Source organism: uncultured Shewanella sp., assembly GCF_947495455.1.
In the GTDB taxonomy this organism is placed as follows: domain Bacteria; phylum Pseudomonadota; class Gammaproteobacteria; order Enterobacterales; family Shewanellaceae; genus Shewanella.
Window position 1 is genome coordinate 1 of record NZ_CANLZC010000051.1, and the last position, 23,947, is coordinate 23,947.

Consider the following 23,947-nt stretch of genomic DNA (forward strand, 5'->3'; position numbering starts at 1 on the left):
GGTTTAACACCTAACAGATCCGAACAATTATTTAAGAGCGAACATAAATCCGTGGCCAGAATTAGTTGACCACTTCAGTTAGCTAAGATAAAGCACGATCATAGACATCTATCATTAATGGCATATTTAAACCCTCCAATTAAGCTTTATGAACGAGTAGGTGCTGGAGTTTTCTTGAATATAAGCGTCCTGTTACCATTGCTGTTGCCGTGTAGTGCGGCGTGCCCGTTTTTTCGTGATTAAGCGCTATTTCAACAGTTTGAGTACTCAGTTGCGAGTGAGATTATTTTTTTATCATGCATCATTTTTAAATAAATATTTGTTTACAAAGGTGATATTTAGGTGATACTTTTGCTGATTGGCATGTCGAAGCGCAGTGAATTAAATCCGTTAGTTTGACAGGGAGGTTAAGTGTTAAAATTAAAGTTATCTTTACTATTATGTGTTGGCGCCGTGTTGCTTTTGTCAGGCGTTTCTCAAAGGCATGCATTAGCCTGTGAGTTTATTGAATATTCAAATTATACTGAAATAGCCCCCAACATTTTTGTCAGCGCCTCTTTTAACCTTGCCCATAAAGAGGAGTTACTTTCTCAGATCGCGCTAGGTCAATCCAGAGTTAACACAACTTTTGGACAGATGATAGCTCATCCTAAAGTGGTTATCACGACCAATGAAAGTGAAGCATCTGATTTTGGGGCAAATAAATATGCTAGTGCATTACTGACGCCATTGGGTCAATGCATAGTATTGGGCCCAGAAGGGCAAAATATTGATGTTATTGCTCATGAGTACACACACGCAGAAGTCCATCATAGGGTTGGCTGGTTGAAGCATTTATTCAATGTCCCCATTTGGTTCAATGAGGGGGTTGCGCTCTTGGTTGATTTCAGAAAACCATATTTATTAGAAAATATCGATTTGCCTTCAAAGGAAGTGGAGTTTGTTAAAAATAATGAGTTCAATTTTTCTATTGGCCATTATCAAGCAGCAAGAGTTTTAGTTGATAGCATTGATAAATCAGATTTATATAAAAATTTAGATAAACTTAAGCAGGGGCAAGATATCAATAGCGCATTTGCACTGTAAATAATTTATTTTGTGCTTTTGGCGCTTCTTTTACCTCACTATTTTATTGCCTTCTAATGAGGCGTTCAAGCATGTCTTCGAAAGAAATAGCAAAATATTTTGATGCAACGGAATGTCGACAAATTCGAGATGATTTAGTGTTTGCTTTAAGCATTGTCAGCGAGCCAAAAATTGCCATAGATTGTGGCTGTGGTGCCGGAGCGGATATTGCCTACTTGGCAGAGAATGGGTTTACTGTTCATGGTTTCGATGTCCTGCAAGAGTCCATATCGAGATGTGAGTCTCGATTTAGTGGTCTTGATACGGTATTTCTGTCTCAGTCATCGTTTATCGATTTTGAGTATCCGCCAGCCTCTTTGGTGGTCGCTGATGCCAGTTTATTTTTCTGCCCCAGCGCTGATTTTAAAGCGGTATGGTCAAAAATTTATCAATGTTTGCTGCCGGGTGGGGTTTTTTGTGGTTCCTTTCTTGGTAAAGAAGATACTATGGCCATTCCTGGTGATAATCCCAGTGTTTTCTGGCAAGAGGTGGCCGTTTTTGATGAATATGAGGTGATGGCATTATTCAATAACTTCGAGGTGCTACATTTTAATACCCATAAATCTACAGGTAAAACCTTTCAAGGTGTGGAACATCATTGGCATGTTTTTCAGGTCGTGGCACGAAAACCTTAAGGCAAGCCGACGCGTAAATATTGCCATTTCATTATTATTTCTTGGCATTGTGACTAAAAAGCCAATTAAACTCGCTTTGTCCATATGGGGCAAGGCCTAATAAATCAAGTCAGTATAACGCCGCAAGTGGCGTTGTTTTGGCGTTATGTTTTTAAAGATATCAAGGTTAGCTATTATCATGATTACTTCATTTAAATTATCTGTTTTGTCTTTGCTTGTCGCGTACAGTGGTGCGGCATTCTCCGAGTCTTATGAGGTTAAACGTGTTGGATGTCACATCAATAAATCGACTTGTTATGTTTTTGTCGATAGAAACCCTGTATCAGGATGTGCGAATAAAGATCGCTCATTACGCTGGAATGGGACTTCAACCAATGCTCAAGCTGCACTTAGTATTCTTTTGACTGCGAAAGCCAGTGGTAAAAAAGTATCGTTTGGGCAGGATAACAACAATGATTGTGTTGAAAACTATCCTACTTTCGATAATGTGACTATTGATGAAAATTAGTGCTTTAAGCATTATGATATAGACATATATGGACGTATCCGTTGAGTCAAACTTGTTTTGACTTTTGAAAGCCAAAGATGAAACCCAAAGACACTCAGCCAAGGCCTAATAGGCCTTGGCTTAAAATTAACATTTTCTTTTTGATTAATTCGTTTTGGTTATTGGTCAAGATGTTGGTGACTCATGCTCGTTCAAGGCGGTTGAACTGATATCGCCAGATAAAAAAGAGGGGCTTAATAAAGGAAGCGATAACTGATTTTTATTTTTGTACGAGTTATTTCGATATGGGCAATTTATATATGAGTATATGAGTTATTTTGCGATGAAATAGCAGGGAGGTGATTTCATTTTGGAGACAAGTTAAAAAGGTTAACTATCTTTGCTCATTCTATCTTGATAACTCTATCTTGATACCTCTGTCTAAACTTGATACCTCTATCTTGATATCTTTGTCTAAGATTAAGGGTGCCATTAATAAGGAAGCCATTGATAAGGAGAGTTGAATAATGATGATTGAGATCTGGTCTGCGTTTGTGCTTGCTGTTGTCGTATTTTGTATTATTCCGGGGCCAACGGTGATATTGGTGATGGGGCAGGCAATGGCTCACGGAAAAAAATCTGTTGTTCCACTGGTTTTAGGCGTGCTAAGTGGTGACTTTGTTGCTATGTCTCTGTCTTTGCTGGGGTTAGGTGTGGTTTTAGCCACATCTGCTCAGTTGTTTTTAATATTAAAATGGTTTGGTGTGTGTTATCTGCTTTATTTAGGTTATAAAACATTGACTGCCCAAATCGAGCCGGAAGGTGATGATACTGCAAAGGTTTCTAAATCAGGCTTGAGTATGTTCAAGGATGCCTTTTTAGTGACCGCGCTAAACCCTAAGGATATCGTTTTCTTTGTTGCTTTCTTACCTCAGTTCATTACGCCGTTTGAACCTATCACATTTCAATTAGTTGTTCTTATGTTCACTTTCTTAAGTATTGTGGCTTTGAATATCACTTTCTATACGTTTTTTGCGGGTGCAATGCGTGAGCGTATCAAAAGTGTTTCTGCTAAGAGGTGGTTTAATTGTTTAGGAGGAAGCGCTTTAATGGCGGCTGCGGGTATTACAGCAAGCATGCAAAGAGTATAAAGAGTGAGCTTTTAATCATCATACCCAAGTCAATTAGGCATATACTGTTATATATCTGTGATACTTCACGCTGATCTTGCATCTTGAAGTATCACGGGTATACACATAGTCATTTAAAACCAATATGCTGTAAGGGTGGAATATGAGTCAAGCCGACTTTTCATTACATATAGGTCACTATGCGGAGAGATTTTTTAGTTTATATGGCCACTTAGCTACCATGTATATCGATGATGATAAGTTAAGAACCGCATATGAACAACTGAGACAGTCACCCGGTTGGGAAAAATTTATGCGTGACAGGAAGAATTTAGAAACAATAGAAGCGTTTCGTTCTTATGCGATTAACTTTACTATCGATCTTGATGCCCTCTGTGATCTTTTTCCCTATAATGTGAATGAATTAAAGCTTGATCCTAACAGGTCGGGGTCAAACTCTCATGGAAACCGAACATCCAATCTCTCTAATGCCTATACTAGCCCAAGTGCTCAGTCTTGCCAAGATACTAATACTGGCGCCGTCACGACAAATGCCCGTGGAAACAGAACATCAAATCCCTCTAATGTCTATGCTAGCCCAAGTGCTCAGTCTTGCCAAGATGCTAATGCTGGCGCCGTCACGACAAATGCCCGTGGAAACCGAACATCAAATCCCTCTAATGTCTATGCTAGCCCAAGTGCTCAGTCTTACCAAGATGCTAATGCTGGCGTCGTCATGCCAACGAATCGTCCGCATTTAACAAGTGATAATAAGATTAATGAGGATAAGGCTAATGAGCTTTTACTTGAAAGCTTTGGTGTTGATATTAGCAGTGGCTCGCAGTTTGATTTAAACGGAAGCCCAATGCAAGACGGTAGTGTAGATAGTAGTGAACTTGGCAGCAAAGATGATATTAGAGGTGGGGGTAAAAGTAGTGGCAGTAAAGGTGGAAGGAAAAGTGGCAGTGTAGGTGACAGTATAATTACCCCGCCCGTTTATAATAACTTAGTGGTTGAAGTTGAAGATATGTCTGACTATCGTGAGGATGGTTTATTTAAGCTATTTAATCCTAAGGATACAAGCAATTATAAAATGACGACTCGACAGCTTTACCCGCAGGAAATAGAAAATTTGGGGGGAATGTGCGACAAACAAATTAGCGATCTTATGTTAAACGGCAAGGGCTTTACTGGAAAAGTGGGCTTAGTAGGCTGTCAAGGGATCTCTGGCGAGAGTGGAAAAATAAGCACCAACATACCACTAAGAATAGGTCGCCGATTAAAGTCTAAGTTAGGGCCTCATGACATCGCGTTTTTACTGGGTGATAATTTCTATAATGATGGACTGAGCGCAAATTGGAAAGGACAGAAAAAGTATAATTTACGACGTTACCGGAATGATTTTGCGCATTCCTTTGGCTTAATGCCATGTTTTGCTATTTTAGGTAATCATGACGCTTATATACATGGTAAGAGTGCTTGGGCGATAGGGAATAGGTTTAACATAGGCAGGAGTACTTTCACTGCATTTAATAAGCAGCGAAATTCCACGCCCACTCGCACCATAGAAAGGCAGCTAGCTCAAGTCAGGTTAACTTATTTAAATAAGGTTAACCCTTATCTTGCCTGGAATATGCCCTATCGCTATTATGCTATGTTTTCAAAAATAGCCGATTTTTTTGTGCTTGATTCCAGCTCATTTATCTATGATAAAGCGCAGCAGCAATATCTTGTTAATCGCTATCTGGCCAGAATAGCCGTGGCCAATACTAAAGTGTTAGTGCTACATCATCCTTTTTTACCTGCAGGCAAAAGATTAGGTCAAGAAGATGATAATGCTATGTACCAAAAGGCATTTGGAGTAAAAAATACTCCTAGAGGTTGTGTCGACTCTGAAGAGATGGGCGAGTTAATCAAAAGCAGAATTGAGGCACTCAGTGTGCCGGGCACAGCAGGGCCTATGCAGTTTGATCTTATTTTTTGTGCCCATAATCATACCATGACTATTGATACTATCCCTCTCAACAGTGGTAGCACTACTCAAATCATATCCGGTGGAGGCGGCGCTCCCTTAGTCAATTCTAATCTTGATTCCAGTCAATTGTATAACATGAGAAGGAGTCAAAGGGGCAATTTAAAAAGCTTCTATTCTTGTATACATGAAATTACACATGGATTTCATCTTATTGATTTAAAAAAGGGAGAGATCGCGATATACGATGAAGAAGGCACAAGCAGCAAAAGAATTGGGTTTAATTCCGCTGAGGTCAAGCGGCATAATCAAGCATTGAATATTGAGGGCATTTTTAAGGCCTGCGAGCTATTGACGGCCCTTGAAAACTATGACGGTTTGATGACGTTAGAAGAAGCATTAAATGTTAAACGGGCGATGAATAAGATTGTAGCCGGTAACCCAATAAGTGTAAGTGCCTTTCTCGGTCGCATTATTGAGAAAGCCGATGAGAATAACCACTCGCTTGTTAAATATGGGTTTAGTCTGAGAGTCCCTTTTACTGCTAAACAACATCGCCTTATAAAAACGGTTTATCATCTGGCTCAACAAGGCTTTAAGCATGTGAATGAAAATACCTTAGAACCCTATGATATTGCTGAGTATCTCACAGATAGGCACGGCGATCTTTTGGCGTTATTGCAACTGTCAGCCCGTTCCCGTGCGATGGTAATCGTGGCTGAAAAATATAACATGGATTATTTGGACTTACTGAAAGAATTTTATCGTGTTAATGATATGCTTCGTCAGAATAATAATCAAAGTGGCGAAGCAATACATAAATGTCAACAATATAATGCTATTGGCAGAGGTAAAGAGATCATTGATGAATACGGGCTTTTAATGAAGTAGACGTTGTTATTTGAGTGTGCCTAACAGGCCCTTCAAAAAACGGGTAACTGTCAGATCTGGTCTGAGCTAGTGCACCTAACCATTAAAAATTGTCGTCATCGTCCTCTTCTTCTTCGATTTGCTTGCCTGAAGGTCTGGGTCGCATCGACATTTTTAGCTCGTCTTCATTATCATATTCATTGTCACTATCAATATAATCATTGTCATTAAAGTTAGGAGCATAGCCTGTTGCGTCATTGGGCTGTATTAACAAGGCGTTAGTATTTCTATCTCTATTTCTATTATTCGGCCTTGTATTTCGATTGGACTGTTGATTTTCTCTTTGCTGTATGGTGTCGTATTTGTGGATCATGTTGAAGATGAATTTAACACCTTGAGCTTTCGTCAATGCCATTTCAATCACCTTAAGCTTTTCTTGATCGATTTTGGCTAAGTCAGAGTCAATATTGTTAAACTCAATGTCAGGACAAAGCTCTTTGAAGGTGTTGTAATCAGTAGGAGAAAGTCGCGTGATGAGTTGCCAAAGAAGCTCGTTTCGTGTGGGCTGAAATGCTGCTATTTGCGTTCGATCCCATTGCTCCCTTGTATTAGCATCAAAGTTACCGAGTGGAACAGAAACATCAGGAGGCAGGCTGTTTTCTTGCCGTATATTAAAATTTACTATGCCACTTAACTGGTTATCTTTATCTATATCTATATCGGCCATGAAGCCGCTAATAATGTCAGCGTCAGGATCAGCATTAAGGTTAGGATGGCTACCAAAGGGGATATCAGCAAGTTTCATGCCTTTAACGTTATACATTTGTATTCTTTTCTTCTTAAAGTCAATGATGTGGTAGCCATATTCGACTCTGTTACAGCTCGCGTATCGAGATTGGCTGTATTTTTGTTGCTGTTTTTTAATGGCGGCTTTGATTTGTGCTGGAGTAAAATGATATTTTACTGCTCGTTTTTTGACAAGTTGACTAATGCGTTCAAATTGAGCGTTAAAACCATAATAAGGTCTTTCATTGTTGAGTTTATGCTTATCTTTTGCGTTTATGAGCCCAGCGCCGCCCCCACCCGAGATGACTTGTTTCATGGTACCATCGGCCATGGCAATCTCATCGATAGTCATTAAGTGATCGTGAGAACAGAGGATGATGTCAAATTTTAAGGTTCGGCCTTTTCCTTGATTATTTATGTAACGCAAGTCGGATATTGCGAGCTTAGTCAGTTCCCCCATTTCGCCATCAAGACTATCATTAGGTGAAACACAAAAGGCTTTTAAGTGCTTATAGCAAGCTTTTGGATTGCCTAAGTTTTGACTTGCGGATAAAAAAGGATGATGTAATACCAAGACTTTAGGGACATTTATTTCAGCTCGTGCAGCATATCGATTGACGAGGTAGTGCTGCTGCTCCTCATCGAAGATAAAAGAGTTTGAATCTATGATGAAGAAATCGGCTATTTTTGAAAACAATGCATAATAGCGATAAGGCATGTTCCAGGCAAGGTAAGGATTATATGTTGGGCTATAGGTGCACTTGAGAGGTTGACGCGCCTTGAATCCTGTGATAGCGGGATTTGAAAAATCAGGGGCATTATCTTTATGTATATACAAATCTTGATTACCTAAAGTGGCAAAACAATTCAGTAAACCAAAGGTGTTAATAAAATTACGCTTAAACAGTTTATGACTATGGTTTTGTATTTTTTCGGGATCACCGTACCAAGGGAAGCCATCATCATGAAAATGATTGCCTAATAAAAAAGTAATATCATGGCGAGATAAATGATAATGTAACCTTTTGGCTATTTTCAAGGGTATCTGAGTCAATTTTCTTTTCCCTCTTTCTTTGCTGTCCTTGACTCGACTCCCTAAACAGCCCACCAGTCCTACCTTTCCGGTAAACCCTGGGCCATTGGCTAACAGGGATTCAGATTTTATTGACTTAATTGTTGGATCGTTAAAATAAAAGTTTTCCATCTCGTCAGTATTATCATGTAGGATAAGGTTTTTTTTAACTTCCTTAAACCTTTGATATGGCCAATCTGTTCTTTCAACATACTGAGTGTCGTTTGATTGGGCTGTTTTCTTAACGGTATCGTTTAAATCAATAGTATATCCCTTTGATCGTGGCTCCAACCATGTTGTGTTTTTGTCACTCTTGCTGCTCAGGTTAACCGTATGCGGCATATTAAAATCGCTGTCTTGTGTGAGTTGAGTATTCTCGTTAGCAAAAAGGCCAATAGTATTAATACTTATGTCTTCATCACTATTTATATCCTCATTACTGTCTTTATTCTCGTTATTACGTTTATTCTCATTGCCAGTTTTATCCTTAGTTTCTGAAATCGCCAATAAGCTTGGACGTTGCAGTGATGTGTTATCTATGGCCATGTTATTGAAGCTTTGCCCATTAGGCTGTATAAAGTGGGCATAGTAGAGTTCTAAGTTAAAGTCGCCAGCATAAAGATCACTTTTTGGATTACGAGTGGCGTTAATTATTCTATGCCTGTACTCGCTTACGGTTTCTTTGTCACTTTGATCTAGGCTATTCTCGTGGGTATTTGTTATTGTTGTGTTAACAAGCTGTTTGTAGGTCTCTTCAGCTTTAGCTTTAGCTTCAGCAGATTTCAAATCATTAGTTGCTTTATCAGAGTCAGAATCACTAGCGTTTTCATCAACATACTCTATTTCCATTGCGTCAATATCACGCTCTGTATATAAATGACGTAAATTTCTTCTTGATTCCTTTTTTGTTCGTAAGTTAGGTTGTTTTACGGATAATCTTTGTTGTGTCAATATTCTAACGCTTGCCGGTAAGGCATTGTAGGTCTGCTCACGATTAAATTTTTTTTTGCTTGAATAGCGAAGAAGAGGTGGAGACACATACCAAAAACCATCACTTTTATCACCAATAATGCCATTAAACTCATCATCTTTAGGTTGGTACTTTAATTTATTTCGATCGGGTAATTTATAGGGGAAGAGGTTACAGAGCATATCTAAATCTAAACTAAAAAAAGGCGCGGCATACAAGACAGTCTCTCTGATGATTGGAAAGTTCAGCGTATTAAGCCCGTCTTTTTTAAAGCGTGCAGTTATCGCTTGCCTAAGCTCATCATCATCAATATAAATGGCGCCTAAATATCCATAGGTTAAAAAAAATTGTTTAAAATATTCTTTTCTCATATAACTAAAGTTACATGAACCAGTATTAGTGACCGGAGATTCATCAGCAGTGAAGCTGTTTTTTTGGGCTTGTTTTTTTTTAGCTTGTTTTTTTTGCTTTGCTTTTGCCTCTGAAAGGGAACCTGAACTTCCTCCAAAAATTGCATTTAATGTCTCAACGGCATCTTCAGTAGTTCTATTGTTGTTTTGGCCTTTTCTTCTCTTCTGTTTTTGAGCCTTTTGTTTCTCCAATTTTTGCTTGTGTCTTTCTAGAGTAGCTGAAGGTTCTTCATCATTCGATGCAGTGGGCGGGGTTTTTCTGGGCATAAGTTCTTCATCGCATTGGTTCATCACACTCTTATTGAGTATAGACTCATTAAGTCTTATCAGGGGGATTATTAATATCAGGTTTTAGTGCCGTCTGTACTGGTCAACCCAAATGGGACATTTTTGTTACGAGTTTATTCGGTGTTGAGATTGAATAGAGTGAGTTTTTTGAAAAGTATTGCACTTTGTGCTTCTGACTTTTTATTTATTGGAACATATTTAGTAACATAAATTGATATTGCTTTAAAGTATCTTTAAATGAAAAATGAATGTTTCTTCGTGTTTTTTGATAAGGTGGTGATCCGTTGAGTTAATTGTGAGAGTGACTATGAACAGTGTTTTTATATGGCTTTTTGTGGCTGCTTTGGCATTGTTATCTACCATCGTTGATGTAACAGAAACAGAAGCGATCCATTTAATGCAAGATACCACAGTGGGCGCCACTTTGGGTGTACAAAATAATGAGTGAGTTTTTGTCCCTTATTATATGAATTTAGGAATTAGTGTGGACAACGTATAGGTTTTTTAATGGCTTAAATATTCAATCCTAATGTAAAAGTTAACGCTTGTTTTAGGATGGCCTGAACTTTCCGTATTAGTGCTGATAGACGCCAGCGGTAATGAAATAGTCGGTATCTGAAATGCGGATGAAGGCTATTTTCTCTTTATTTTCACTAGTTGCAGAGTTTTCCCCAGTAATATTAGCAAAATTCTGTTTTACTATTCTCTTCGGCGTTTCGAATTAAACCTCGCACAAAATATCCCCCTGTTGAGTCTCGCAATTTCTACGTATCTTTGCCTTTTAAGTCATCACCGATGCCATGGGAAATGACCGTACCTTCTAGAACCTCGACATAAGCATTAAAATAAAAAGCGCGGTTTTACAGTAGGTTTTGCATAGAAGAGTCGCGATTAGTTTTGTCTCTAGACTAAAAATCGTCATGGCAATGTGTGATTTATGTTTTTATTATGTTTTGTTTTGGTTTTGTTTTGGTTTATTTTAATGGTTTTAAATACCTCAAATGTAAATCACTATGAAAATGATATAAATTTTTCTTTGATGTTTGTTCTTTTTTATTATCTTGTTTTTATTTGTTTTATATATTGTTTATTACTTTTTGTTTTTATATTGTTGCAAATGAACTTATTCAATTTAGTTTCATGAATTTTAAGTAAATTAATATTTAACCCTTTTTATTTGTTTGTATTTTGTTAACTTGCGAGTCGACTTTACAGCATGATTTAAGCTCAATATAGTTTTTTAGTAAAAGATAACACGTTAGAAATGGATATAAGAGTCAGGTTACTCAATAAATTTATAGTTTTTTCTTAGAAGTATTAGCGGTATTTTTTGATGCTTTTATTGTGTCAGAATGGAATAGCGGGGGAATAATGATGAGAAGTAAAATTATTCAAGACGATGCATTATTACAGATTTATGTATCTCACTATTTAAAACTTGCACATAACCATGTTGATATTAATTACCTAAAACAAGCAAAAGTGAGGATCTTTTATCAAACGGTTCCAGAAGACATGCTGGCAGGTTTTTGTATTAATTCCAGTGTTCCTTTTAGAACATTTCTTCCGATAAGCGATGAGCAGTTACGTAAATTAAGGATCAATAATAATATTAATAATGATCAGTTACACGAAATTACTTGTATTTGGATTGATCGCAATATTAGGCTGAATTTTTGGGGGGGGTATCGTTATTATTTTACCCTGTTATGGGATGTACTGAGATTAAAATCAGGCACACTTATTATCGGAACCCACGAAAAAAAATTAAAAGACATGTATTCTCCCGGCTTTCCTCAGGTCATTTTTTACGACAACATCTTTGTCGCCACGAAAACAGTGTTCGCTGATTTTTGGATAATGAAAGGGTCAAAATACACTTTTTTAACCAGTCTAGTATCGGCTGCTGTGAGCAGGATCCTTGGGCGTGTGAAAAAATGGTACAGACAGCAACACTCACAATAACAATAATGAGGAGGATATTGCTGATGACAGAGAATATAAATACTGAACAACTCGCACTCTATGGTGGCATGCCCACAAGAAAGGTGCCATGGCCCGCCTATACAAAAGGCCATGTATTCATTGATGATCAGGACGCTGAAATGCTTCAAGATGTGATCAAAAGCAAACGATTATTTCGCTATGATGATCGTCCTTTATCAGAGACGAAAACCGGGCAATTTGAACATGCACTCACGCAGTATTTTAATGTGAAATATGCATTAGCGGTGAGTTCTGGTACGGCGGCATTGGCATTATCTTTGATGGCACTTGATTTGCCAAAGGGGGCCGTGATTGGATGCCCTACTTATACCTTTACGGCCACACCCAGTGCAATATTGTTAGCGGGAATGGAACCCTTATTGATTAACGTCGATGAAGATTTACATATCGATCTTAATGACTTAGAAAATAAAATAGCGAAAATGCAGGCGATGATTGTGGTCCATATGAGAGGATTTGCAGCGCCCATCACTGACATCATTGCGATTTGTCAAAAATACAGTATCCCTGTGATTGAGGATGCGGTGCCTGTGCTAGGTGCACAGTTGATGGGAAAACATTTAGGGACTTTTGGTGTGGCTGGGGCATTTAGTACACAATCGGATAAATCGTTAAATACAGGTGAAGGGGGATTTCTATTAACCGATGATGAAGCACTTTATTTAAAAGCCGTTATTTTATCTGGCGCTTATGAAGATAATTATCAAAAACATTGTCCTGAGCAAGTATTATCACCCAGTCATTTAGCCTTGCCAATTTATAATTTTCGATTAGATGAAATTCGAGGCGCGTTAAGCCTCTCACAATTGAACAAACTTGATCATCGTTTGCAAAGACTTGACGCCAATTATCGTTATTTAGCCTCACACCTTTCAGCATTAAACAAAGTCTCTCTTAGGGCGCCACATTATTCCGAGCAGTTGCCGATTGGGGATAATGTATTACTCAAAATTCACGGCTCTGCCGAGGATGCGATTTGGTTTGCTCATGCGCTGTGCGCTGAAGGAATCGATGCTAGGGCAATGGGTGAGAAGGAGAGACGAAATGCGAGGCGATTTTGGAATTGGGAATATTTATATCATGACACGCTTTTAACGGCACAAGAGAGCCTTGTTCAAAGTCAAGATTATATTAGTCGATATATTGATATCCCTTTATCGCCTACATTGACTCAACAAGACATAGATGAATGTATTGCAGCCATATTGAAGGTGCATGAATATTATGAATCAAACGAAAACCTTGGATAATTTAGTTGCATTAGTCACTGGCGGAAATGGTGGCCTCGGCTTGGGTATGGCCATTGCATTAAAAGCGGCAGGCGCAAAGGTGATTATTTGTGCAAGAGATGTCCGCAAGCTCAAGCAGGTAGAAAAGCAGTATGGTTTTACTACTTTTATGCTTGATGTTGCTGATGAGGTTGCGGTTGCTGCTATGTTTCAGCAAATAGCCACTCAGTTTGGCACATTAGATATTGTCATTAATAATGCGGGTATCTACGAAGATCAAGTTATCACGAGCTTAAGCCGTGAAGATTGGGATAGCATGATTGCTAGTAATTTGACGTCCGCTTTTTTATGTTGCAAACATGCAGCTGGATTAATGAAACATCAAAAATCGGGGAAAATAATTAACATAGGATCTATGTACTCTTTATTTGGGCACCCCAATTCAGTGGGATACACAACCACAAAAACGGCATTATTGGGACTCACACGGGCCTTGGCCGCTGAGCTTGGTCAGTGGAATATCACGGTTAATGCCATTTTACCCGGTTGGTTCGCAACGGCGATTAATGGTGATTTGCCCCAAACACAACGTGGGGCGCAAATCAGAGATAGAACCCCCCTTGGACGTTGGGGCAAAGTGGATGATATTCATCAATTAGCGGTATTTTTATCATCAAAGGGGGCCGACTTTATTACTGGGGCTTGTATTCCTCTCGATGGGGGGTATTCAGTGTCCGAACGTAATCTGTACTTTGAATAAAGAAGGGGGCTGTGTAACGATTATATTCCCCAATTTTAATTAAGCCATATATGAAACAGTCTGTTAGCCCTCTAGTTATTATATTTCAGAGGGCTTATTTTAATGTTCAAGGTAAGTTAATGCTTGTCTTGGAATGCTTTCTACTTTGTGTGTTAGTGCTGATAGACCCCTGCGGCGATGAAATAGTCGGTATCAGGAATGCGGATGATAAAAGATATTTTCTCTTCATCCTCGCCTGTTGCAGGATTTTCCCAGTAATATTGATAAAAACCTCCTTCACTATTTTCTTCCGCGGTTTGAATTAAGCCTTGTACAAAATAATCCCCTGTTGAGTCTTGCAAGTCCCACATGTCTTCCCCTTCTAAGGTATCATCGGTGCCATGGGAAATGACCGTACCTGCGTCATCGAGTATAAAAAAGTAACCAGATTGGTCTTCAAAGAAGCGAATATAGTCAATAAAAATTTTGGAGAAGGTGATTTGATCCGACTCTTGAGTGTAGATGTCATTAAACACAGCGGCAAAGGCCTCAGAAAGTGTGGTGGTGACATCCATGACTAAGGTTTTATTGGCATCATTGACAAACAAGAGATTATTGAGCCCTTCATTATAAAGGCCAGCGCCAATAAACCATGGCAAGTTATTATCAGTGTCATCAGTGTCAACACAGTCATTAGTGCCATCACTGTTATCAGTGTCATAGGTTTCAATGCCTGTCACAAAACTTAATTTATTCGCGGGCTCGTCTGTGGCCGGGTTAGTAAAATAATACGAGACGAAGCCAAAACCGATATGATCAACGGTTTCTATCATTTCCTGAACATGATATTTTCCATTTAAATCCTGTGCATCACATCGACTGGTGCCTATCCAAGAGACGTAAATATGGGCAATAACAGTGGCATTTTCCAGTGTTTCAACAAAAAAATAACCTGAATCATCATCAAAAAAACGTGTGTCGCTGATCATAGCTTGAGTCAAGGCAACTTGGTCATCAAGATCTGAGATGAGTTCATTAAAGGTCGCCTTAAGCCCCGTTGCCATATTGGTCACATTGACGCGAACGATGTTTTTATTAGACTCATATTCTGAGATCACCCCTGATGTTGTGTCATTGTCATCATTGCTGTCATTACAGGCTGTGTTCAACAGTAGGATAAAACAGGCTAGAGCAGATCTCCAATAACGTTGAGTTGTTCTTATTACTTTCATTATTAATCCTTTATTGACTATTAATAACGACTTTTTCTATTAATAAGTGAATGGTTAGCTGGCTTGTATTGCCGCTATTTAGAAAAACAGCGCTTGCTAGGTGCAAATAAAATTGTAGTTAGACTTTATTAAAAGTAGAACTTTGACAGTAATATTTTGAGAGCAGAAGGTACGAGTCGTATTTTGCTAAAGCAGCTTTGTCTTGATGCAGCTGATAAGAGGCTACTGGTGAGATCCAATAGCCCTTTAAATTTATTTTGGTAAATGAGGATAGTAGGTTAGTTATTGAGTGGATCAGGGGTTGATTTTTTAGCGAGTTTTGCGGCTTTCTTTTCTTTTGGTGTTAACAAAGGTTTTTTCTTGGTGTCTCTTTTTCCTTTTTTACCTTTACTCATAATACTCTCCTTTTTACTGTAACCCGTTAAGCCTAATGTTGACTTGATTGCACTTCAGGCTAGTGTCAGGTTGAGGTGTTAAGTTAAATAACGCTACTGTTTATCGCTGTATAAGTATGGCTTAAAAATAGACAATTGAAAGGAGGAGTGAAGAGAAGATCGTTTTTCGTATTTATTGACTTTGCCGTTAATTGAATCCGCCGAAGCGTTTGTTTCAATCATTAAGCTAGCAAGCTTGATTAGCGTCGACAAGGTGTTGGAAGGCTGTGGATAATAAAACTAGGCTAAAGTGGCAAGTCAAAAGTAGGGCATTTTGAGAAGATAGAGCAAGTTATTGATATTGATGTGTTATTATTTTAATATATGAAAATCAATCCGTTATTATTTTTGTGATGGAAGGAAAAGCAGTAAAAGGAATGATGGAAATATGTTAGCTGTTAAGTGGTACAAAAAACCTGAAATGATTGTGGCATTCTCTGCATTATTGATAAGCTTAATTACCACTGCGGTGAGTGTATATTCTGCCTACATAGATCGCAGTTATGCTCGCGCATCTGTCTGGCCAAGGCTAGAATGGGGTCGCAGTTTTGGACATGAACATTTTAGCTATCATGTCACCAATAGTGGTAATGGCCCTGCGTTAATCCAATATGCAGTCGTAAGATATCAGTCTAAACCGATTAAAGCGTGGCAGGATATTCTAAGTTTACCTAATGCCGCTCAATCGCATATTAGTACTAAAATTTTATCGCCTCAAGAGATAGTTAAGCCATTGTCCTATGAAGGCTCCGAGATGAATACTTTGTTAAAAATAGATGAATCTATTGATGTTGAGTTGTGTTATTGCTCTCTGTATGAAGAATGTTGGATCATCACTAGAGAGATTGCATCAACAGCGGTAGATAGATGTGTGGTAGATCCATCCATCGCATTTACGCAATAGAATGGCGATCCATGCCAGTGTAAGAGGTTCACGTTTTCATGGTTATTAAATTAATAAAGCCAATTATGTTAATGTGGTTAACATATGTCTTACATGTAGTCGTGTTGTTTTTAATCGTTCAACAGATGAGAGCTAGGAATAATAGAACCGTGTTGTGTAATCTGAATTTAAGCTTGAGAGAGCATTGTTTTTTTGGGGCTTAATATTTTTACATGATATTTTTCTAATTTAACCTAAAGTATAGCGTTGAGCCTATTGCAAAAAAAATAAGTTAACGTATATTTAGTACGTATAATTAAGGATATGACTCATTGAGTGATTATGGATATAGCTATATAGATTGTTTCTCTTCTTTATTTAAATTTTTCTCTCTCGTTTATCTCATTTTGTTTATAATAGTTTCCTTCATGTTGGTGAGAATAATATGTTGTGGAATGAGAGATAAATAATAACATGATATCAATATCATGTTTTATTAATAAAAGATTTTGAAAATAACAGAAAGAAGTTTCACCTATGGATGTGATCAAATATTTTAATAAGGCTAATATAGACAGTATGTTGAATTATCATTTTCGACGAGGATGCTTATTGACTTTGCCGTTAGCTTTGAGTGCTGCGACTTATGGTAGTGTATTAGGCATGTTAGCTGCAGATAAAAATATGACAGTGCTTGAGTTGTTAACGTTAAATATATTTATGTTTGCTGGTTCGTCACAATTTTTAGTCGTTGAAATGTGGCAACCTCAATTGGCTATTGGGGCTTTATTAGCGGCGGTATTAGCGATGAATGTTCGGTATTTTCTTGCTTCAGTGTCAATATCGCCTTTATTTAAGCATTCAAGTTTATTTCATAAAATCACTATTATTTTCAATTCGGGGAACCATGGGCTGTACGCGTTAATATTGACAACAGTCAATATGATAATAACCAAGAGTATATTATTGTCTATGTGTGTAGGTGTATTCGCCATGATACTGCTTAGACAATATTTGTAATAAGAATATTTGTAATAAGAATATCTGTTAAGAATAGCGGTAATAAAAAGAGATGTAATAATAAAGGAATTCACCATGTTTGATACAAAAATAGTGATTGTGATCAGAGATGATCTTCAACCTTGGCAAAAAATGAATGCTGTCGCATTTTTAACGTCAGGTGTTGTTGGTCAGTACCCCAATATTTTAGGGGATGATTATGTTGATGCAAAGGAGCATCGCTTTAATCCATTAGTCGTTCAGCCAATGATCGTATTAAAAGCGACATCTTCAGTATTGACTAATATCCATAATCGCTCAATTAGTCGAAATGTGAAAACCTCGGTATTTATCGAAGAGATGTTCACCACAGCCCATGATGAAGAAAATAGAGAGGCATTTCGTCAGTATGCCCCTGATGATGCGAAACTGGTGGGTATTGCGTTGCGGGCAGAAAAAAAGGTCGCCGATAAAATCATTAAAGGGGCAAAAATGTATTCGTAAAAGGTGAATGCATGTATGAATACTTCATTAAGCTGACTTAGGTGCTGGTTATGTCGAGGATCTAGGTGGCTCTGGTGGTACAAGTGGTTAAATAACCTCCCTAAAAATGGATTTTTAGGGAGGTTAATTTGATGGTTATCATGCTGATTAAATTGAATGAATAAAAAATCTGGATAATTATTCGCCATCTATTTATGGGGTTTTGGCTATTTGCTAAAGTTTATTGAGAAAGTGTCGCTATAAAGGAGTAATCCCTTTCTTTAATAGGCTTAACTTTATAATGCAAGCAGTACCTTTAAAGTTTGCCATCGATGATGGTTCGACAAACGTAAAAATTAGCTGGATAGATAATGGGAAAGTATGCAGTATCACGTCTCCCAACTCTTTTAGAAAAGACTGGAAAAGTGCCGCCTTATTAAGTGATAAAAAAATCTTTAATTATCAGATTGGCTCGACAAAATATACCTTTGATGCCACCTCAGATAAAGCATTATCGACAACCCATGTGGCATTTCAATACGATGATTTAAATTTGTTGTCGGTACATCACGCACTGTTACAAACCGGCATAGCGCCCTGTGAAGTGAAAATTTTAGTGACCTTGCCTATCACTGAATTTTATAACGCCGATGATTGTCAAAAGAATGAAGCGAATATCGCTCGCAAAAAAGCGAACTTAATGCGAGATATCAGTTTAAATAAAGGTGATGTCTTTAAGATTGTCGATGTGGAAGTCTTGCCTGAAAGTTTGCCTGCTGTGTTAACCACCTTAGTGGATTCTGGAGTGAATGAATTTACCAAATCCTTAGTGATTGATGTGGGTGGTACCACGTTAGACATGGGGGTGATTGTGGGTGAATTTGATGATATATCCAGTGTTTATGGTAATGCTGAAATTGGTGTGTCTATGGTAACGGATGCGACGAGAAAAGCCTTAGCCGCTGCAGACAGTGATGCCAGTTATTTAGTCGCAAATGAGTTGATAAAACGTCGTCATGATCGTGATTTTGCCAGTGAAGTGATTAATGATTTAAGCAAGCTCGATTGGGTGCTTGAATGTATGACGAATAAGATTAATGAGCTGGGTGATGCGGTGGCTTATGAAGCGAAAACCTTCATGCGAAATCCTAATCGTATCTACTTAGTGGGTGGTGGCGCGACTTTAATTGAACAAGCGGTGAGAGAGGCTTACCCTAGTTTAGCCAGTAAAATCGTTTTGCTGAATGAACCTCAAGAAGCATTGTCACGTGAGATCTGTTGTTATCATGCAGCTGAAGTCGATGATATCGCCGTTGCTTCATAAGCTTGAATAGAGAGACAAACATGCGTATTCGATGTAGCTTTATTGTTGAGCCGGAATTACATACTCATCATCAGTATGCGATTGATATTTTAAGAGCATGGCAGAAACAAGAAAAAGAAATGGAAAGCCATAAAGAGGTGATGATTGCGCGAAGTAATGCCTTTCATCAGTCTTTATATCTGTCAGGACTGTACTTGCATAAACTGTCTCCTGATTTACCTAAGCTGGTGAGCGAACTCTTGCCCAATGATGAGTTAAGTGTTGAGCCTTTATTGTGGCAGCTGGCACAAGTGGGCATTAAACAAAAGCCGCAAGATGCCGTGTTGTCTCAACCTCAATGGCAGCAATTAACCTCAATGCTGGAAAAACACAATGTTGATCAAACTGAGGCATTAAAAACAGAACAGGGCACAGTTTTCCAGCATGATGAAGGGTTAACAATACAGACTCAGCTCGATAATATTGCCTCTGTGCAACAGCAGTTATTAGACAGGTTGAATAAACTTGAAGTGGAAGGTGCTAGCAAGGCCGTACCTTCATTAAAAACATCTGACTTTCATAAAGTTAATTTAAATATTGAGTCGATTAAAGCGAGCCAGCAGGATTTGATCAAACGGGTTGAACGCCTTGGGTTGCAATTGAAATCATCATCACAGGTTGCGCCGTTAGAGAAAGCTGAGGTGGATAGCTTAGACACTCAGTTAAAACGTGCTCGCAGCGTTAAAGCCAAAGGGCTGTGGTAACGTCGTGGGGTAACGTCAATAAAAGGGAATGAAGCTAATACTCTTTCAACCTTTCCTTGCTTTAATGTGACAAAAGGTGCTCTTTTTTGAGCATCTTTGGTCATCTTTTATCTTTGTTGAAATATCTTATTCATTCATTAAATTGATTTTTTAGCATTTGCTTTTTCAATAGGTTGATAGTTTTAAACAATATGTATTCGATATTTTATGGCTCTGCCTCGCAGCTTAATTGACCTAAATCATCTTTTTGACAATGATAACCACACTTTATCTCACTCATATTTTGTATGCATTTTTGATCCGCTTTTTGAGCACATGTCCATTGTCCTGCAAATGATTTACAGTCATATCCGCAGATTTTCTGACCATATTGATCATGACAGCGATATGCTTGAGGTGTTTCAAAGGTATTGATATTGGACTTGGAAGCTTGGTGGGCGATGGCAAATTTGTAGCCTTGGCGGTACGCATGATTGAGCTGTTCGGGGGTATTGGGGCATCCTTTGGCGTAATTAGGCTGCATAGCCACATTTTGGCGTGCATCATTGACCCCTTGGCTATAGGCTGACTGTTGATTACAGTGTTGAGCCATACTGTCTTGCCGTATTTGAGCGCAACCGGACAAGGATAAAATAACCATAATAATGAGAAAACGCATCATATTCCCACGTTGCTAGTGCTTTTTGCTTAAGATTAGCAGCTTTATAAAAAAGCTGTATGATTGTTTTTAATTTTGAAAAAAAGTGTTGATAAATCGCTTATAAAAGTGATGAGTTCTGCCTAAGATCTTATCTTAGGCTAGTGCCGCTTCTCATTAGATGGATAACAGATTATGATGCCGTTTTGATATCTTTCTCGCAAGGTAGAATATGGATAAAATGGCTGCTATTTATTTCTATATTAATGGATTAAGGCAAGATCAGTCTCATGATATTCCTTCTGAGCTGATTCAATTTATCTATCTCTCTCTAACCAACAGAAAAGAGCAGACTGAGGAGGCGTCGATCCAAAGGTTGCGTTTATTGAGTGATTATTGGCAAGAGATGACTTGGGAAATGGCGTTGAATGAAATCGATCGCTTTAGTCAGTTAATGGTTAATAATGCCGGGCCACTGGAATTTTATGAGGATTTATTGGCTTTGCTCACAGCACATCTTTCTATGCAAGATAAAAAACAGGGATTATGGTGGGCACATAAAATCGTCATTGCTTGTTGTGGTCGAACCCATTTGTATATTGATATGGGATTTGAGCAAAGACAAAGTATTACTGCATTATTTACTCAGTATTTCCCTTCTTTTGCCATAAAGAATATCGACAATAAAATGCGCTGGAAAAAATTTCTCTATCGACAGTTTTGTTTGGCTGCTCAATTGCCTTTATGCCCTACGGCTTCATGTGGTGAATGCCCTTCTTATCAAGAGTGTTATTCGGGTTAAAAATAAGCAGAAGGAGTCTACTCTCTTACATTAAATTAGTGATAGCTAATTGATTAACAATGAATTACAACTTTTGTCGGTATTATTCAATTTATATTGTTTATTAATTGCACTTTATCGTCAGCTTGATACATTAAGTGTGAGATACATCACATAACGGATGATGAAAAATGGATAATCAAGCTGTTGAACAATGTCGTGCAGTATACCTTACCGCTGAAGATTTACGGATCGCAGCTTCTATTTTATATAATGCCTATCATAGCGATCCTTTATTTTTGGATGCATTAACAAGAGGTGAACAAACACAATATGAAAAGAAATTGAGAGGGGCGATTAGAGAAGAGCTCAATGAATTGTGGCAGCAAGAGCAAGCGTTAATTGGTTTATTTGATGGTGATAGATTGATTGGTGTGGCTTGTATTGCGACTCAACAGGTGCCATTGGGAGAAGCAAGGTATTGGCATTGGCGTTTAAAAATGTTGTTAAGTACAGGTTGGCAATCCACTCAGGCCTTGATGAAAAAGGAAAGCCAAATTATTGATAATTTACCCAGTAAAGAATGCGGTATTTTGCAATTTATCGCTATTTCTCCTATCGAACAAGGTAAAGGTTTTGGTCATAAATTAGTACAAGCTGTGCTAAGTTGGTGTGATGAACAACCTCAGCTTGACGGAATAGGATTGTTTGCTAGCCGAGCATCTGACATTTATCTTTTTAATCATCATGGCTTTGAAAAGCGTACAGAATTGATGATAGGAAATATTCTTGGTGAGTTGCTTTTTTACGCTTCAGATAAAGCAGAATAATACCTCTGTTCGCGTTAATGAAGATGGATTTATGAATTGATAGGTGCTTTAGCAGATTGAGATAAAGTGTGAAAATCTAGAATTTGTTTGGCTTTGTTGACGCCTCGAGCGGAGATATAACTTAAATAGGGACGAACGATATGACCAAATATTAAATCAACGAGGAAGTGATCGAAAGCGTAAAATAGCGTGCGAGTAAAATAGGTTTGCTGATCTTTAGCGGCTAAGTCGTATCGCACATAGCCTCTTATACCAAAAAGAAATGCACTTTCTCCATAAACCAGAAAATAATGCGGAGCATCGTTGATTTGAGGTGTCCATTTTATTTGATGTTGAAGCCCTAATACTTGCGTATGCTCATTAACTGGCGGGTGATTGGGCGTTAAGGGCCGCTGTAAATAAGGTTCAATTTTTAAAGACCAAGGATAAAATAAAATCGGCCAATGGTTAGGGTTGGTGACATAGTCAAAGACTTGATGAATAGGCGCGTTGATTAAAACTTGTTTTTTTATGGCCGCCATAAAGACCTCTTTAATACTTTTATGGTTTACAGTATGCATGTTTAACCGATACTTTATCAGTATAGTGTATTCATTCTTTTTCTCCCCACTTTTGCTGTTTAATTGTATTACTGAATATTTCAAAAAAATAAAAGAGTTTAGAGCCTAATATTTTTAATAAGAATAAAGCTATAATTAATGATATCGATTAATGCTAGTTTTATACACTATCCATTTAATTTCACTTCTTAATAAAATCGAGCACCACTTGATTAAACCGTTCGGGGTTCTCCACCATCATAAAGTGATTACCTCCTTCTTGCTCTTCAAATATAAAGAGTTCTGAATTGGGAACTTGTTCGTGCATCCATTGGTGAGATTGCCAAGGAGCCTTGTTGATCAAATAGCTGCTTGAGATACAGCTATAGCAAGGTTTTCCGAGTTTTATTTCGTTGCCTGTCGAACAGGCATACCTAGCCCAATAACTTTGTTCATCGCCTTGACGCCAGCCAACGCTTCTCCGACCTGTGCATTGTAATCACGTAAGCTTAACTTGCTACTGATGAGTTGTTTATAACGATACATCTCCGTTTCCGATAGTGAGCGTTGATGGTAATCATTGTCAACTTTCCATTGCTTTAACGTCCCAGACTTCAATGCGTCAACCGCTTTATTTCTCGGATGACCCTTTTCCCAATATCCTGCGTTTGAACGCGGTGGAATAGTAGGTTTTGCCCCTTTGCGCTGCAGTAACTTATGGCACGCTTTTGTGTCGTATGCACCATCAGCTGAGACTTGATTTAATTTCCGGCGAAGTGGGTTGAGCAATGTGGGTAACACTTCGTTATCAGCGACATTAACGAGGCTGACTTCAGCTGAGACAACATCATGAGTCTTTGCATCAATCGCGAGGTGTAACTTACGCCATGTGCGTCGCCGTTCCTTACCGTGCTTGCGCGTTTTCCATTCGCCTTCACCGTAAACTTTCAATCCTGTTGAATCCACGACAAGATGAGTGACGGGGCCTCGGCAGGGGCTGCGATAGTTAACTTTAACAGTCTTGGCCCGTTTGCTTATACAAGTGTAATCTGGTGCCGTTAATGGCACATCCATCAGTTGAAACAGAGAATTGATAAAGCCTTCTGTTGCTCGCAGTGATAACTTAAAGACGCCTTTGAGCATAAGGGCAGTTTCAATTGCGGTATCACTGAATTGAAACCCCCTACCACGGCCGCCGTGATGGGTTTTGCAGTGCCAAGCATCGATAGCGGATTCATCCAGCCAAAAAGTGACCGAACCTCGATTGACCAATGCTTGGTTATACTGTTTCCAGTTCGTTATTTTACGTTTGGATTTGCCCATGTCATCTGTCTCGTTTTGG

22 protein-coding genes are annotated in these 23,947 nt (G+C 38.4%); 16 read left to right on the forward strand and 6 right to left on the reverse strand.

Annotated elements, in window-relative coordinates; translation table 11 throughout:
- The first annotated feature begins 411 nt into the window (after positions 1–411).
- The 5 genes from Q0791_RS13880 (at position 412) to Q0791_RS13900 (ending at position 6,240) form a co-directional block, all read left to right on the forward strand.
- Positions 412–1,086, forward strand: coding sequence for a hypothetical protein (locus tag Q0791_RS13880; protein WP_299007366.1), 675 nt, complete (start codon positions 412–414; stop codon positions 1,084–1,086).
- A 71-nt stretch (positions 1,087–1,157) separates the two neighbouring features.
- The gene (locus Q0791_RS13885) at positions 1,158–1,760 is read left to right on the forward strand and encodes a trans-aconitate 2-methyltransferase (protein ID WP_299007368.1); all 603 of its coding nucleotides are present in this window, start codon (positions 1,158–1,160) and stop codon (positions 1,758–1,760) included.
- A 178-nt stretch (positions 1,761–1,938) separates the two neighbouring features.
- A complete protein-coding gene (locus Q0791_RS13890) occupies positions 1,939–2,268 on the forward strand; it encodes a hypothetical protein (protein ID WP_299007371.1) in 330 nt (109 codons plus the stop codon).
- Positions 2,269–2,774: 506 nt separating this feature from the next.
- Positions 2,775–3,398: a LysE family translocator gene (locus Q0791_RS13895; RefSeq protein ID WP_299007374.1), complete on the forward strand. Its 624-nt coding sequence runs from the start codon at positions 2,775–2,777 to the stop codon at positions 3,396–3,398.
- A gap of 142 nt (positions 3,399–3,540) precedes the next feature.
- The gene (locus Q0791_RS13900; protein ID WP_299007377.1) at positions 3,541–6,240 is read left to right on the forward strand and encodes a metallophosphoesterase; all 2,700 of its coding nucleotides are present in this window, start codon (positions 3,541–3,543) and stop codon (positions 6,238–6,240) included.
- Positions 6,241–6,322: 82 nt separating this feature from the next.
- Here Q0791_RS13900 and Q0791_RS13905 read toward each other — a convergent pair whose 3' ends face one another.
- The gene (locus Q0791_RS13905) at positions 6,323–9,724 is read right to left on the reverse strand and encodes a hypothetical protein (protein WP_299007380.1); all 3,402 of its coding nucleotides are present in this window, start codon (positions 9,722–9,724) and stop codon (positions 6,323–6,325) included.
- 328 nt (positions 9,725–10,052) lie between these two features.
- On the opposite strand from Q0791_RS13905, the gene Q0791_RS13910 reads away from it, so the two are divergent.
- The 4 genes from Q0791_RS13910 (at position 10,053) to Q0791_RS13925 (ending at position 13,741) form a co-directional block, all read left to right on the forward strand.
- Positions 10,053–10,193, forward strand: coding sequence for a hypothetical protein (locus Q0791_RS13910; protein WP_299007383.1), 141 nt, complete (start codon positions 10,053–10,055; stop codon positions 10,191–10,193).
- A 923-nt stretch (positions 10,194–11,116) separates the two neighbouring features.
- Positions 11,117–11,710, forward strand: a complete 594-nt coding sequence (locus Q0791_RS13915) for a hypothetical protein (protein ID WP_299007386.1) — start codon at positions 11,117–11,119, stop codon at positions 11,708–11,710.
- Between the two features lie 23 nt (positions 11,711–11,733).
- Positions 11,734–13,002 carry a DegT/DnrJ/EryC1/StrS aminotransferase family protein gene (locus tag Q0791_RS13920; protein WP_299007389.1) on the forward strand — a complete coding sequence of 423 codons (1,269 nt, stop codon included), beginning with the start codon at positions 11,734–11,736 and terminating at the stop codon, positions 13,000–13,002.
- Positions 12,977–13,741, forward strand: a complete 765-nt coding sequence (locus Q0791_RS13925) for an SDR family oxidoreductase (RefSeq protein WP_299007394.1) — start codon at positions 12,977–12,979, stop codon at positions 13,739–13,741. Before Q0791_RS13920 ends, Q0791_RS13925 begins: the two co-directional genes overlap by 26 nt.
- Before the next feature lie 152 nt (positions 13,742–13,893).
- On the opposite strand, the gene Q0791_RS13930 is transcribed toward Q0791_RS13925, so the two are convergent.
- Complete coding sequence (locus Q0791_RS13930; RefSeq protein WP_299007397.1) at positions 13,894–14,952, reverse strand: cache domain-containing protein; 1,059 nt, start codon at positions 14,950–14,952, stop codon at positions 13,894–13,896.
- 822 nt (positions 14,953–15,774) lie between these two features.
- On the opposite strand from Q0791_RS13930, the gene Q0791_RS13935 reads away from it, so the two are divergent.
- From Q0791_RS13935 to Q0791_RS13955, 5 genes are all read left to right on the forward strand, one after another.
- Positions 15,775–16,290, forward strand: a complete 516-nt coding sequence (locus Q0791_RS13935) for a hypothetical protein (RefSeq protein WP_299007401.1) — start codon at positions 15,775–15,777, stop codon at positions 16,288–16,290.
- Between the two features lie 516 nt (positions 16,291–16,806).
- The gene (locus tag Q0791_RS13940) at positions 16,807–17,289 is read left to right on the forward strand and encodes an AzlC family ABC transporter permease (RefSeq protein ID WP_299007404.1); all 483 of its coding nucleotides are present in this window, start codon (positions 16,807–16,809) and stop codon (positions 17,287–17,289) included.
- 75 nt (positions 17,290–17,364) lie between these two features.
- Positions 17,365–17,772, forward strand: coding sequence for a DUF2000 family protein (locus Q0791_RS13945; protein ID WP_299007409.1), 408 nt, complete (start codon positions 17,365–17,367; stop codon positions 17,770–17,772).
- Between the two features lie 280 nt (positions 17,773–18,052).
- Complete coding sequence (parM, locus tag Q0791_RS13950; protein ID WP_299007412.1) at positions 18,053–19,075, forward strand: plasmid segregation protein ParM domain-containing protein; 1,023 nt, start codon at positions 18,053–18,055, stop codon at positions 19,073–19,075.
- A 20-nt stretch (positions 19,076–19,095) separates the two neighbouring features.
- On the forward strand, positions 19,096–19,818 hold the full coding sequence (locus Q0791_RS13955; RefSeq protein ID WP_299007415.1) for a hypothetical protein: 723 nt from the start codon (positions 19,096–19,098) through the stop codon (positions 19,816–19,818).
- Between the two features lie 205 nt (positions 19,819–20,023).
- Here Q0791_RS13955 and Q0791_RS13960 read toward each other — a convergent pair whose 3' ends face one another.
- Positions 20,024–20,479, reverse strand: coding sequence for a hypothetical protein (locus Q0791_RS13960; protein WP_299007417.1), 456 nt, complete (start codon positions 20,477–20,479; stop codon positions 20,024–20,026).
- A gap of 208 nt (positions 20,480–20,687) precedes the next feature.
- Between Q0791_RS13960 and Q0791_RS13965 the strand changes: the two genes are divergently transcribed.
- Together Q0791_RS13965 and Q0791_RS13970 are read left to right on the forward strand one after the other, a co-directional pair.
- Positions 20,688–21,257, forward strand: a complete 570-nt coding sequence (locus tag Q0791_RS13965) for a nitrogen fixation protein NifQ (protein WP_299007421.1) — start codon at positions 20,688–20,690, stop codon at positions 21,255–21,257.
- A 170-nt stretch (positions 21,258–21,427) separates the two neighbouring features.
- Positions 21,428–22,066 (forward strand): GNAT family N-acetyltransferase, encoded by a 639-nt coding sequence (locus Q0791_RS13970; protein ID WP_299007423.1) that lies wholly within the window; start codon positions 21,428–21,430, stop codon positions 22,064–22,066.
- 29 nt (positions 22,067–22,095) lie between these two features.
- On the opposite strand, the gene Q0791_RS13975 is transcribed toward Q0791_RS13970, so the two are convergent.
- From Q0791_RS13975 to Q0791_RS13985, 3 genes are all read right to left on the reverse strand, one after another.
- Positions 22,096–22,587 carry an SRPBCC family protein gene (locus Q0791_RS13975; protein ID WP_299007427.1) on the reverse strand — a complete coding sequence of 164 codons (492 nt, stop codon included), beginning with the start codon at positions 22,585–22,587 and terminating at the stop codon, positions 22,096–22,098.
- 220 nt (positions 22,588–22,807) lie between these two features.
- Entirely contained in the window at positions 22,808–22,969 is a 162-nt protein-coding gene (locus tag Q0791_RS13980) for an alpha/beta hydrolase (protein ID WP_299007430.1), read from the reverse strand.
- Positions 22,970–23,010: 41 nt separating this feature from the next.
- Positions 23,011–23,928 carry an IS5 family transposase gene (locus tag Q0791_RS13985; RefSeq protein WP_299007433.1) on the reverse strand — a complete coding sequence of 306 codons (918 nt, stop codon included), beginning with the start codon at positions 23,926–23,928 and terminating at the stop codon, positions 23,011–23,013.
- Between the last annotated feature and the right edge of the window lie 19 nt (positions 23,929–23,947).